Source organism: Micromonospora musae (assembly GCF_003626635.1).
In the GTDB taxonomy this organism is placed as follows: Bacteria; Actinomycetota; Actinomycetes; order Mycobacteriales; family Micromonosporaceae; genus Micromonospora; species Micromonospora musae.
In genome coordinates this window covers 17,021-30,085 of record NZ_RAZT01000012.1, presented here as the reverse complement: position 1 = coordinate 30,085, position 13,065 = coordinate 17,021, and the positions used below count along the sequence as shown (strand labels likewise).

The 13,065-nt window shown below is 74.1% G+C and carries 10 protein-coding genes; 1 reads left to right on the top strand and 9 read right to left on the bottom strand.

The features are described 5' to 3' along the window. Window positions 1–2: 2 nt before the first annotated feature. The 4 genes from D7044_RS23090 to ald all read right to left on the bottom strand — a co-directional run bounded on the left by D7044_RS23090 (window position 3) and on the right by ald (window position 4,639). Complete coding sequence (locus D7044_RS23090) at window positions 3–1,106, bottom strand: segregation and condensation protein A (RefSeq protein WP_233565107.1); 1,104 nt, start codon at window positions 1,104–1,106, stop codon at window positions 3–5. Between the two features lie 299 nt (window positions 1,107–1,405). Then, complete coding sequence (locus D7044_RS23085) at window positions 1,406–2,329, bottom strand: ParA family protein (protein ID WP_120681686.1); 924 nt, start codon at window positions 2,327–2,329, stop codon at window positions 1,406–1,408. 189 nt (window positions 2,330–2,518) lie between these two features. Next, entirely contained in the window at window positions 2,519–3,511 is a 993-nt protein-coding gene (locus D7044_RS23080; protein WP_120690163.1) for a site-specific tyrosine recombinase XerD, read from the bottom strand. A gap of 12 nt (window positions 3,512–3,523) precedes the next feature. Next, complete coding sequence (gene ald / locus D7044_RS23075) at window positions 3,524–4,639, bottom strand: alanine dehydrogenase (protein WP_120681992.1); 1,116 nt, start codon at window positions 4,637–4,639, stop codon at window positions 3,524–3,526. Window positions 4,640–4,869: 230 nt separating this feature from the next. Between ald and D7044_RS23070 the strand changes: the two genes are divergently transcribed. Further along, window positions 4,870–5,208 (top strand): TM2 domain-containing protein, encoded by a 339-nt coding sequence (locus tag D7044_RS23070; RefSeq protein ID WP_325050912.1) that lies wholly within the window; start codon window positions 4,870–4,872, stop codon window positions 5,206–5,208. A gap of 67 nt (window positions 5,209–5,275) precedes the next feature. Here D7044_RS23070 and D7044_RS23065 read toward each other — a convergent pair whose 3' ends face one another. From D7044_RS23065 to murJ, 5 genes are all read right to left on the bottom strand, one after another. Further along, a complete protein-coding gene (locus tag D7044_RS23065) occupies window positions 5,276–5,881 on the bottom strand; it encodes an NUDIX domain-containing protein (protein WP_120681680.1) in 606 nt (201 codons plus the stop codon). After that, a complete protein-coding gene (locus D7044_RS23060) occupies window positions 5,878–7,617 on the bottom strand; it encodes a CTP synthase (protein ID WP_120681678.1) in 1,740 nt (579 codons plus the stop codon). Before D7044_RS23060 ends, D7044_RS23065 begins: the two co-directional genes overlap by 4 nt. A gap of 160 nt (window positions 7,618–7,777) precedes the next feature. Next, window positions 7,778–10,207, bottom strand: coding sequence for a hypothetical protein (locus D7044_RS23055; protein WP_233565091.1), 2,430 nt, complete (start codon window positions 10,205–10,207; stop codon window positions 7,778–7,780). Beyond that, window positions 10,207–11,373: a glycosyltransferase family 4 protein gene (locus D7044_RS23050; RefSeq protein WP_120681676.1), complete on the bottom strand. Its 1,167-nt coding sequence runs from the start codon at window positions 11,371–11,373 to the stop codon at window positions 10,207–10,209. The genes D7044_RS23055 and D7044_RS23050 overlap by 1 nt, the downstream gene beginning before the upstream one ends. Then, the gene (gene murJ, locus D7044_RS23045; protein WP_120690266.1) at window positions 11,370–13,064 is read right to left on the bottom strand and encodes a murein biosynthesis integral membrane protein MurJ; all 1,695 of its coding nucleotides are present in this window, start codon (window positions 13,062–13,064) and stop codon (window positions 11,370–11,372) included. The genes D7044_RS23050 and murJ overlap by 4 nt, the downstream gene beginning before the upstream one ends. Between the last annotated feature and the right edge of the window lies 1 nt (window position 13,065).

Below are 13,065 nucleotides of genomic sequence, written 5' to 3'. Positions count from 1 at the left end.
CGTCAATCCTCGCTCGTGCCCACGTCGCGGCTGCCGGTCGGGCCGGCCTCGGGATCCCCGGCGGCGGCAGGTGCTGCGGCCGGAGCGCCGGCTTCGGCAGGCGCTGTGGCCAGGGTGCCAGGTCCGGCAGGCGCGGTAGCCGGGGCGCCAGGCCCGGCGGGTGCGGTAGCCGGGGCGCCAGGCCCGGCGGGTGCGGTAGCCGGGGCATCAGGGCCGGCCGGCAGGGTGGCCGGGGCACCAGGCCCGGCGGGTGCGGTGGCCGGAGCGGGTGCTGCGGCCGGGGCGCCGGGTTCAGCGGGGGTGCCGGCGTACTCGTCGATCTGCAGGTCCGGACCGCCGTCGGCGGGACCCGTCCAGCGGACGGTCAACTCGTCGAGCGCCTGCTCCTGGACGAAGGCCACCAGCCCCTCCCGGTAGAGCTCCAGCAGGGCCAGGAACCGGGCCACCACCTCCAGGGTGGCCTCGCAGTCGGCGCAGAGCGTCGAGAAGGTGGCGGTGCCCGCCCGGCGCAGCCGATCGCTGATGATCGCCGCGTGCTCGCGGACGCTGACCCGGACCATGTGCACGTGGGCGATGGAGACCTCGGGCGTCGGCTTCGGCGTCATCGCCCGGATGACGAGGGTACGCAGCCGCTCCGCGCCGATGCCGAGCACGAGCTCGGGCAGCGCCTCGGCGTACCGGGGTTCGAGGGAGACCGCTCGCGGATACCGCCGGCCGCCCACCGCCTCCAGGTCGGCGATGTGCGCGGCGGCCTCCTTGTACGCCTTGTACTGCAGCAGCCGGGCGAAGAGCAGGTCCCGCGCCTCCAGGAGGGCGAGATCCTCCTCGTCCTCCACGTCGGCGGCGGGCAGCAGCCGGGCCGCCTTCAGATCCAGCAGGGTCGCGGCGATGAGCAGGAACTCGCTCGCCTCGTCCAGGTCCCACTGGTCGCCCATGGCCCGGATGTAGGCGATGAACTCGTCGGTGACCTGGTGCAGGGCCACCTCGGTGACGTCCAGCTTGTGTTTGCCGATGAGCTGCAGCAGCAGGTCGAACGGCCCGGTGAAGTTCGCCAGCCGGACGGTGAAACCACCGCTCTCCCCCGACGACTCACCCTCCGACGCCACCTCCGGCGACGACGACTCACCCTCCGGCGCCGACGACGGCGCGCCCACCAGCTCGGAGGAGCCGGCCGCCGGGAGCGCGCTCCCCGACCCCGGCTCAGCCGCAGGCGCGGCCGACGGCCCCGGTACGGACTCCGGCGATTCCGCCTCCCCCGAGAACCGATCTCGCGGCGCACCGGACGCGGCGGCGCCGGGGCGGGCGGCGGACCCGGACGGCGGCTGCTCGGGCGCGGCAGGCTGGTCGAGGGGCGGGGCGGTCACCCGACGACCGTAGTTGACGGGGCGCGAAAGAGCACCGGCACCTACCGCTCGGCCTGCGCGGCGATCACCTCGCGGGCCAACTGGCGGTAGTTGCGCGCGCCGGACGAGGCCGGGTCGAGCGTGGTGATCGGGGCGCCCGCGACTGTCGACTCGGGGAACTTGACCGTCTTGGTGATCACCGTCTGGTAGACCTTGTCGCCGAACGCCTCCACGACCCGCTGGAGCACCTGACGGCAGTGGGTGGTGCGGCTGTCGTACATGGTGGCGAGGATGCCCTCGAGCTCCAGGTCGAAGTTGAGCCGTTCGCGGACCTTGTCGATGGTGTCGAGCAGCAGCGCCACCCCGCGCAGGCTGAAGAACTCGCACTCCAGCGGGATGAGCACACCGTGCGCGACGGTCAGCGCGTTGATGGCGAGCAGGCCCAGCGACGGCTGGCAGTCGATCAGGATGTAGTCGTACTCCTTGCGCACCGAGCGCAGCACCCGGGCCAGGGCCATCTCGCGGGCGACCTCGTTGACCAGCTGGATCTCGGCGGCGGAGAGGTCGATGTTGGCCGGCAGCAGGTGCAGCCCCGCCACGTCCGTCTTGATCAGGACGTCCTCGGCGGTGACGTCGTCCTGCATGAGCAGGTTGTAGACCGACAGGTCGAGGTTGTGCGGGTTGACCCCGAGCCCGACCGAGAGCGCGCCCTGCGGGTCGAAGTCGACGAGCAGCACCTTGCGGCCGTACTCGGCGAGGGCGGCACCCAGGTTGATCGTCGTCGTGGTCTTGCCGACGCCGCCCTTCTGGTTCGCCATCGCGATGATCCGGGCCGGTCCGTGCCGGTCGGTGGGCATCGGCTCGGGGATCGGCTTGCGCATCGTGTAGGCGGCGGGATCTGCCGGTCCGAGGTCGTTGCCGAGCGCGGCCTGCTGCTCACGGAGTTCCGACGTCCACGTCTCGGCACGGTCCTCGTTGCCAGCCATGTCCTCGTTGCCCCCTCCCGACAGCCACCCGGCGTCGGAGCCCTCCGACGTCCTTCGCGGCGCCGCTGCGCGCCCCGGCCCGAGAACTCCAGGCGATCCGCGCCGATGCCGACTGTACGCCACCGGCCAGCAGGCGGTTCATTACCCGTTCGGCGTGTCGGGCGGGGCCCGGCCCGACCTGCCCGACAGTCAGCCGCGGGCCCGTGGATGGGCCGTGGCGTACACCTCGCGCAACCGTTCGACGGTGACGAGTGTGTACACCTGGGTGGTGGTCACCGAGGCGTGACCGAGCAGTTCCTGCACCACCCGCACGTCCGCGCCGCCGTCGAGCAGGTGGGTGGCGTACGAGTGGCGCAGCGTGTGCGGGGAGACGGCGGCCGGGCCGTCGACCGGCAGCCCGGCCCGTTCGGCGGCCCGGCGCAGGATCGTCCAGGCCCCCTGCCGGGAGAGCGGACCGCCGCGCGCGTTCAGGAAGACCCCGGAGCTTCCCCGCCCGGCCCTGGCCAGCGTCGGCCGGGCCCGCACCAGGTAGGCCCGGAGCGCCTCGACCGCGTACCCGCCGACGGGCACGAGCCGGGTTCGGCCGCCCTTGCCGCGCAGCAGCACCGTGCCCTCGTCCGGGTCCACATCGTCCACCGCGGCGCCGACCGCCTCGGAGATCCGCGCCCCGGTGCCGTACAGGAACTCCAGCAGCGCCCGGTCGCGCAGCACGAGCGGCGCCGCCGCGCCGGTCACGGCGGCGGGGCCGGCGGTTTCCAGCAACCGGAGCACGTCCTCGACCGACAGCGCGCGGGGCAGCCGACGCGGCGGCGTCGGCGGGCGGACGTCCCGGCTCGGGTCGGCGCCGGCCAGCCCTTCGCGCAGCGCGAAGCGGTGCAGTCCACGCACTGCGCTGGCGGCGCGGGCCGCCGAGGAGACGGCCAGTGGCGGATGGTCGTCGTCTCCGCCGCGCAGCCGGGCCAGGTGCGATTCGAGGACGCCGGCGCCGACCGACGCGAGGTCGGTGACGCCGGCGTCGGCGAGGGTCGCCAGGTAGCGCTCCAGATCGCGGCGGTACGAGGCGAGCGTGTTCGTCGACAGTCCTCGTTCGACGGTGAGGTGGTCGAGGTAGCCGCGTACGGCACGGCGCAGGGCCGGCGCGGGCTCCACGCCCGCGCCGGCCCGCTCCGCCGTTGCGCTCAGACCGTCGCCTCGTCAGGCGAGCACGTCGGCCAGCGGGAGGACGCCCATGCCGTGCGCCTCGGCCACCGGGCCGTACGTGACCTGACCGTCGTGGGTGTTCAGGCCCAGCGCCAGCGCCGGGTCGCGGCGCAGCGCCTCCCGCCAACCCTGGTTCGCCAGCTCCAGGGCGTACGGCAGGGTGACGTTGGTCAGCGCGTAGGTGCTGGTGTGCGGCACCGCGCCGGGCATGTTCGCCACGCAGTAGAAGATCGAGTTGTGCACCCGGTACGTCGGCTCCGCGTGCGTGGTGGGCCGGGAGTCCTCGAAGCAACCGCCCTGGTCGATCGAGATGTCGACGAGCACGCTGCCCGGCTTCATCCGGGAGACCAGCTCGTTGGAGATCAGCGTCGGGGCCTTGGCGCCGGGCACCAGCACCGCGCCGATGACCAGGTCCGCGTCGAGCACGGCGCGCTCGACCTCGTACGCGTTGGAGGCGACCGTCTGCAGGTGGCCCCGGTAGATGGCGTCGGCCTGGCGCAGCCGCCCGACGTTCTTGTCCAGCAGCAGCACCTCGGCCTGCAGGCCGAGCGCGATGGCCGCGGCGTTCATGCCGGACACGCCGGCGCCGATGACCACGGTCTTGGCCGCGTACACGCCGGAGACGCCACCCATGAGGATGCCGCGCCCGCCGCCCTGCGCCTGCAGGTGGTACGCGCCGACCTGCGGGGCGAGCCGGCCGGCCACCTCGGACATCGGGGCGAGCAGGGGCAGCGACCGGTCCGGCAGCTCCACCGTCTCGTACGCGATGCCGGTCACCTTGCGGTCCAGCAGCGCGTCGGTGCACTCCTTGGACGCGGCCAGGTGCAGGTAGGTGAAGAGCACCTGCCCCTCGCGCATCCGGTGGTACTCCTCGGCGACCGGCTCCTTGACCTTGAGCACCAGCTCGGCGGTCTCCCACACCTCGTCGGCGGTGGCCAGGATCTTGGCGCCGGCCGCGGCGAAGTCGTCGTCGCTGATGCTGGAGCCGACGCCGGCACCGGCCTCGACGAAGACCTGGTGACCGCTGCGGACGAACTCGTTGACGCCCGCCGGCGTGATCGCCACGCGGTACTCGTGGTTCTTGACCTCGCGTGGGATTCCGACCTTCACGATGCAGACACCTCTCTTCGGGGCGGCGCGCTCCCCCGACTGCGCGGTGCGCGACGGCCCCATTGCCGACGCGGTCCACCGGTCCCGCCGGCGGCAGTCTAGGCGCGCCGTGGCCCCGAGCGGGCCAGCAGAGTGACATCCGGTGCCGGAGCCCGCTGACGGACTGTCAGGTGTCGACCCGGGTCGGCGGTGGATGTCGGCATCAGCCGTCAGGACAGTGTTCGGTCCTCATCGTCCCATCACCGGGGTGCCGCTGCGGACAGGACGGCTGTGGATCACTATGGTGTCCGCTCATGACCACTCCTCCTTACCAGCCCGGGTACCCCCAGGGACCCGGATATCCCCAGGGCGTTTCTGACAAGAGCAAGGTTGTGGCCGGCATCCTCGGCATCCTGCTCGGCACGTTCGGTGCCGGTCGGTTCTACACCGGCCACACCAAGATCGCGGTCCTCCAGCTCGTCGTGAGCTTCGTGACCTGCGGTCTGGGCGCCCTCTGGGGCCTCATCGACGGCATCCTGATCCTGGTCAACGGCGGTACCGACGGGCAGGGTCGCCCGCTGCGCGACTGACACCCGGCGACAGGAAAGGGGCCGTGCGGCGTACCGCACGGCCCCTTCTCATTGCGAAACTCCCGGGTCAGCGCACCAGCGGCGCATCCGCCCTCCGCAGCAGCGACCAGCCGGCGTCGCGGGCCCGAGCCGCGGCGAGCAGCCCGGCCACGCAGGACGCGTTGGTGATCTCACCGGCCAGCACCATGGCGACCGCCTCGTCCAGGTCGATCCGTACGACCTGCAGGTCGGCCTCCTCGTCGCGCCGCTCGTGCCGCTGCTCGGGCGGCACGTCGGCCAGGTCCCGGGCCAGGAAGACCCGGACCAGTTCGTTGGTGAACCCCGGCGAGCTGTGCAGGTCGACCAGCACGTCCATCCGCCCGGCGGTCAGGTCCGCCTCCTCGGCCAGTTCCCGCGCCGCCGCGGCGGGCAGGTCCTCACCGGAGACGTCCATCAGCCCGGCGGGCAGTTCCCACAGGTGCCGCCCGACCGGATGCCGGTACTGCCGGATCAGCACGACCTGGCCGGCGTCGTCGAGCGCCACCACGGCCACCGCGCCGACGTGCCGGACGATGTCGCGCAGTCCGGTTCCGCCGCCCGGCATGGTCACCTCCTCGGTGACCACGTCGAAGATCCGGCCGGACCAGCGCTGCTGGCGGGAACGGACCTCGTAGCGGTGCTCGACGGCGCTCACGACGACGACGCCGCCTTCGCCGCGGCCCCGTTGCGGGCCGCCTGCTCGGCGGCGGGCGCGTCCAGGTCGACCGGGAGCTGGTCGGCCTGGGAGTAGGTGATCGCGGCCTTGACGAACGAGGCGAAGAGCGGGTGCGGTCGGGTCGGCCGGCTCTTCAGCTCCGGGTGGGCCTGGGTGGCGACGAAGAACGGGTGGACCTTGCGGTCGAGTTCGATGAACTCGACGAGGCGGCCGTCCGGGGAGGTGCCGGAGATGCGCAGGCCGGCCTTGGTGAGCTTGTCGCGGTAGGCGTTGTTCACCTCGTAGCGGTGCCGGTGTCGCTCGCTGATCTCGGTGGAACCGTACGCTTCGGCGACGATGGAACCGTCGGTGAGCTTCGCCGGGTACGCGCCCAGGCGCATGGTGCCGCCCAGGTCGCCCTTGCCGGCGACGATGTCCTGCTGGTCGGCCATCGTGGCGATCACCGGGTGGCGGGCGTTCTCGTCGAACTCCAGGCTGTTCGCGGCGTCGAGGCCGGCCAGGTGCCGGGCCACGTCGATCGTCATGCACTGCAGGCCGAGGCAGAGCCCGAGCAGCGGGATGCGGTTGTCCCGGGCGTACCGGGAAGCGCCGATCTTGCCCTCGATGCCGCGGACCCCGAACCCACCCGGGATCACGATGCCGTCCACGCCCGCGAGGGCGGCAGCCGCCCCGGCCGGGGTCACGCACTCGTCGCTGGGCACCCACCGCAGCTGCACCCGCGCCCGGTGACCGAACCCGGCCGCCCGGATCGCCTCACTGACCGACAGGTACGCGTCCGGCAGGTCGACGTACTTGCCGACCAACGCGACGGTCACCGTGTGCCGCGGCTGGTGCACCCGCTCCAGCAGGTCGTCCCAGCTGGCCCAGTCCACGTCCCGGAACGACAACCCGAGCCGGCGCACCACGTACGCGTCCAGGCCCTCACGGTGCAGCACCTTCGGAATGTCGTAGATGCTCGGCGCGTCCGGAGCGGCGGTGACCGCCTCCCGGTCCACGTCGCAGTACAGCGACAGCTTCTCCTTCACCTTGTCCGGGATGTCCCGGTCGCAGCGCAGCACCAGCGCGTCGGGCTGGATACCGATGCTGCGCAGCTGCGCCACCGAGTGCTGCGTCGGCTTCGTCTTCAACTCCCCCGACGGCGCCAGGTACGGCACCAGCGACACGTGCAGGTAGAAGCAGTTGTCCCGGCCCAGGTCGTGGCGGACCTGCCGGATCGCCTCCAGGAACGGCAGCGACTCGATGTCACCGACCGTGCCACCCACCTCGGTGATCACCACGTCCGGCACCTGGCCGTCGGCGTCCGGGTCGGCCATCCCCAGGATCCGCGCCTTGATCTCGTTGGTGATGTGCGGGATCACCTGCACCGTGTCACCCAGATACTCGCCGCGCCGCTCCTTCGCGATCACCTCCGAGTAGACCTGCCCGGTGGTGACGTTCGCCTTGCCGGAGAGCGCCCGGTCGAGGAACCGCTCGTAGTGCCCCACGTCGAGGTCGGTCTCGGCGCCGTCCTCGGTGACGAAGACCTCACCGTGCTGGAACGGGTTCATCGTCCCCGGATCCACGTTCAGGTACGGGTCGAGCTTCTGCATCACCACGCGAAGCCCACGCGCGGTGAGCAGATTGCCGAGACTGGAGGCGGTCAACCCCTTACCCAGCGAGGAGGCGACGCCCCCGGTGACGAAAATGTGCCTGGTCGTCCGTGCTGAAGGGGCCAAGGCCTGCTCCCGTGTCGTCCGTAGCGGTCGTGCAGAACGCCGAGCCGATCAGCAAAGTGATCACGCGATCCACGGGATTCCACGGTAACACCTCGACGGCGGGGGGAAGCAGCCCGTACCGAGGTCACCGGCCGACGCCGGAGCGCCGGAGCACGGTCGGTCAGCGGGTGGTCACCTGGCGCGACGTACCCGGCGTCGGTCGTGGTCCCGGAACCGTCCCCGGCCGGTCGGCGCGGGCCTCTCCCGGCTCCGCGGCCTCGCCCACGTTCCCGGCCGAGGCGGCCGTAGCTTCCGGGGCGGCGCCACCGGCCGGCCCGTCCGACGTCGCCGTCCCGGACGGGGCGGATCCGGCGCCCCGGCTGCCGGTCGTACCACCCGCGCCGCTCGGTCCACCGTCGCCGAGCGGCCCGTCGCCGCCGGTGCCGCCGCCACCGTCGGCGCCCGGCCCGTCCTCGCCGGCCACCCCCGAGCCCACCGGGCGGGGACGGCCGGTGGCCGGCACGGTCCGGTCGGTCGAGTGATCCAGCACCCGCAGTGCGGCGAGCGCCGCCATCGGCACCACCAGCGCGGCCGCGGCGCCCGCCACGTCCAGCGCCACGCTGCCGAGCACACCGCCGATGACGGCCGCCACCGCCGTGCCGGCCATCGCCGCCCGCATCGCCGGGTAGATGCCGAAGAGCCGCATCAGCCCACCCCAGGGCTGCAGCAGGGCGAACCACACCAGCAGCGCGCCGGCCAGGGCCAGCACGGTCAGCGGACTGCTCACCAGCGTGTCGAAGTTGGCGGTGCTGAAGCGGTGCAGGGTGAGCCCGCCGGTGCCGTCGCCGAAGGCGGCCAGGAAATGGCCCAGGCTGCCCCGCTCCACCGCCGGACGGCGCAGGTCCAGCACCGCGAGACCGATGGTGACCCCGAGCGCCGCCATCACCGCCCAGGCCAGGCGGCTCACCGTCAGCCAGCCACCGGCGCTGATCACCGCCGCGACGCTCAGCCCGGCGGTCAACGCGATCGCCCCGATCGGGTCGGCGCCGAGGTACGGGCTGCCGATGATCACCACGGCGAGGCCGGTGACCCCCACCATCACCGCCGGCCGCCAGCCCCGGCGTACCTGCTGGGCGAGCCAGCCCGCGCTCAGCAACGCGGCGGCCAGGAAGACCCCCAGCCCGACGGTGCCGAGCCCCGCGTACCGGCCGCCCGCCTGCGCCGAGTAGCCGACCACCCCGTTGAGCTGCAGCCGCGCCCCGGTCAGCACGTCGACACCCACGACGAGCGCGGTGAGCCCGGCGACCACGCCCAACGGTCCGAGGGTGCTGTGGTAACCCCGCGCGAACCGGACCGTGGCGGTGCCGGCGACCACCAGCAGGGCGGTCACCCCGGCGAACGTCAGGCCGGGCCGCTCCGCCCGCCACCACGGCACCGCGTCGGCGAGCAGCGCGGCCGGCACCGCGAGCGCAGCGGCGACGAGGAGCAGCTCCACCACCGCCACCACCCGCTGCGGGACCGGCGCCGGACCGTGCGGGCCGGCGTGCCGGCGGGCCCTGCGCAGCAGCGGCAGCACCACCACGGCCAGCAGCATCAGGGCCGCGGCGAGCAGCGTGTAGAACCAGGCGGCGACGCCCCGCTGGTTCGCCGCCTCCCGCTCGGCGTCCAGCGGCTTGGCGATCGCGTCGGCCAGGTCGGGACGACCGTCGACCGCGAAGGCCGGGCGTCCCACGAAGAGCCGCTCCGGCATCGGGCGGCCCAGCGCGGCCAGCGCCGTCGGCGCCAGGTCGACGAGCTGCAGGTACCCGTCGCGACCGGTGGTCGCCGAGGTCAGCCAGCCCCGCTCCCAGCCCGGGCCGTCGGCCACCGCCACGTGCAGCCGGGCCGACCGGTCGGTGTCCGACACCCCGGCGACCACCACCAGCGAGTGCGGCGGACGGGCGGCGAGCACCCGGGCCAGCTGCGCGTCGGCGGTACGGGCCGCCGCCGCCCGCTGCTCCTTGGTGTTGCCCGTTACGGTGCCGAGGTCGACGATGCTGAGCACGCACGAGCCGAGCAGTGCGGTCGGGTCGTCCGGCAGCGCCGGCGCGTACCGGTCCACCCGGCCGAACGGACGGGCGGCGGCCACGGCCGCGCCGGGACCGACCGCCACCGAACAGCGCACCGACTCGGCGAGCGATCCGGGCACGGCGCCCCAGGGCAGCTGTTCCTGGTTGTAATGGACCACGCTCTCCTGCTCGGGCAGGTTCGCCCCGGTGCCATCGGGCCGCTCCACCGCCACCGTCCGTGGCGGGCAACTGCCGGCGGGCCGGTTGCCGTTCCACGAGGCGAAGCTGCCCGCACCGAGGGTCAACCAGCCGTCCTCCGGGCAGGTGGGGCGGTGCGCCGAGCGGACCGAGAGGGAGCCGATCGAGCCCCGCTCGGCCATCCGCCACAGCGTGGGGGTGGTCCGCGGGTCCACGTCCTCCCAGCGCAGGCCGGCGACCCCGGCGACGACCACGAAGTCGGCGGTGCGGGGCGGGGCGCTGCGCTGCGGCCGCGCCGCGAGCGCCGTGACGCCGAGCACCACCACCAGCAGGCTCAGCACGACGGGGGCGAGTCGGCGCAGCATCAGCGCGATCCCGTCCCGGGTGCGTCGACGTCCGCGCCGGCGGGGCCGGGGCGGGCGGTCAGCTCGGCGTAGAGCGCCGCCAGGGTGGCGACGGTGTCCGCCTCGGTGGGCCAGGTGGCCGCGTGCTCCGCACCGCGGCGACCCAGTTCGGCCCGGCGGTCCGGGTCGTCGAGGAGGTCCCGCACCGCGGCGTCGATCGCGTCAACGTCGCCGGGAGGCACCAGCGACGCCGCGTCGCCGACGAGGTCCGGCAGGCCGCCGACCGCGGTCGCCACCAGAGGTATGCCGGCGCGCAGCGCCTCCTGCGCGAAGAGCTGGCGGGCCTCCCAGTCGCTGGAGACCACGGCGAGGTCGGCGCCGGCGAGCAGGTCCGACACGTCGGTGCGGTGACCGAGCAGGGTCACCGGCGCCCGCTGCGCGGAGATCCGCGCGGCCAGCGGCAGGTACGCCGGACCGCTGCCGGCGATCACCACGACCGGCGCCGGGTCGCGGGACCGCCAGCGCGCCGCCGCGTCGATCAACACGTCGTACCGCTTCTGCGGGTGCAGCCGGCCGACCGAGAGGATGAGGGGCTGCTCGGCCCGGACGCCGAACTCGGCGCGGACCGCGGCCCGGCGGCGGCGCGGGGCCGGCAACGTGGGGGCCGCGACCGGGGCCAGCCGGGCGTCGGCGGCGCCGAGCGCGGCGGCACGGTCGACCAGGTCGGCGGAGGCGCCGAGCGCGACCCGGGCACCACGAGCGACGATCCGCTCGACGAGCCGGGAGAGGGCGCCGCGCACACCGCCGGCGAGGACCGCGTTGTGCCAGGTGACCACGACGGGCGCCGCCGGCCGCGCGAGCACCGCGACCAGCCCCGCGCGCAGGCCGTGCGCGTGCACCACGTCCACCGGCGTGCCGGCCAGGGCGCGGCGCAGGGCGGCGACCGCCCGGGCGTCGCCCGGGGTGGGCTTGGCGGGGATCTCGACCGGCTGGAAACGTGCGCCGACGCCGGTGAAGTCGAACTGCTCCTGGGTGGCGGCCGGCCCGCAGACCAGCACCGTGGCGCCCCCGGCGGCGAGCCCGCGGGCCACCGACCGGACGTGCTGACCCACGCCACCGGTGCTGGAGGCGAGCAGCAGCGCCACGCTGCCCGGCCAGCCGGGTGTCGGTTCCGTCGCCGCGCTCACCCGGACACCGTCTCCTTCCCGTCACCCCGCTCCGGAGGGCTGCCGTCCTGTTCCCGTGCCGTGCCCGCGCTCTCCCGCCCACCGCCGCGCCGCAGGCGTCGCAGCACCCCGGCGAGCAGCGGTCGGACGGCCTGCCGGTCGACGAGCCAGACCACGGTGAGGAACACGACGCCGACCAGAACTCCGGACAGCATGCCCTGACCGAGTGCCGCCCCGACCGTCGGGGTGCCGTCGCCCGGCGTGTCGAGCCAGCGGAGCACGCCCACGCCGGCCAAGGCCCCGGCGAGCCCGCCGAGCAGCCCGGCCACCGCCGCCCGGGGCGTCCCGGCCAGCGCCGCGGAGCCCGCCGTGCGCCGCACCGCGACGACCAGCAGGCCGCCGAGCAGCAGCATCCCGACCGAGTTGGCCAACGCCACCGCCAACACCCGGTCCCCGGTGGGCAGGAGCGCGGCCAGCGGAAGTGCCGTGACCGGTACGGCCAGCCAGCCCACGGTGATCGCCGCGGTGGCCGGCCGGGTCGCCCCGCGGGCGTAGAGGGCGCGCGAAAGCACCGCGAAGAGGCCGTACCCGATCAGCCCCGGCGCGAATCCGGTGATGGCCGCCGCCGTCGAACCGGGATCCGCGCGATAGAAGAAGGCACCGATCGGCCCGGCGGTGCCGGCCAGCGCCGCCGCGCCGAGACAGCTGAACAGCAGCACACCCCGGACGGTCGATGACAACGTCTCCCGGAACCGCTGCTCGTCCCCGCCGGCCGACGCGTCGGCGAGCGTCGGGTACGCGGCGACGGCCAACGGCACCGCGAGCACCGCCCACGGCAGCAGGTACATCGTCTGAGCCAGGTTGAACACCTGCGGCGAGCCGGTCGGGCCGCCGGAGACCCGTTTGAGCACCACCACGAGGGCCAACTGCTGGGCGGTGACGGTGACCGCCCCGGCCACCGCGAGCGCCCGGATCCGCGCCCGTGCGTCCGGCGCGAAGGCGTAACCCGGGCGTATGCGCAGGCGTAGCCCCCGCAGCGGGATGAGCAGTGACAGCGACAGCACCACCACTCCCAGCGTGGTGCCGCCCGACAGGATCAGCTCGCCCCCGCGACTCGCCTCTCCGATGCTCGCTCCGCGCCCCTGTGTGCCGACGAAACCGAGGTAGACCACGATCACCGTCAGGCTGGACAGCAGCGGCGCGATCACCGGCCACGCGAACCGGCGGTGCGCCTGGAGCACACCGGTGAGCACGATCCCGATGCCGTAGAGCGGCAACTGCGGGGCGAAGACCTGCAGCATTCGGGCGCCGGTGGCGAGTTCGGCGTCGGTGCGTCCCTCGCTGACCAGTCCCACGATCGGGCCGGCGAAGACCGCGACCAGCACGGCCAGCGGCACCAGCAGGGTGACCGTCCAGGTGAGCAGGGCGCCCGTGGTGGCGGCCACCGCCCGCCGGTCACCGGCGGCGATCGGCCCGGCGAGCATCGGTACGACCAGGCTCGCCAGGGCCCCACCGGCGACGATCTCGAAGATGATGTTCGGGACCGTGTTGGCGATCACGTACATGTCGCCCAGGTCGCTCTTGTCCATTACCCAGGTGAAGACGGCCGTGCGGCCGAAGCCCGCCAGGCGGCTGACCACGGTGAGGACGGCGATGAGCGCGGCTGCTCCGGCCACCCGGCCGGCGCCGGCGAGGGGGGCCGGTCTGGTCACG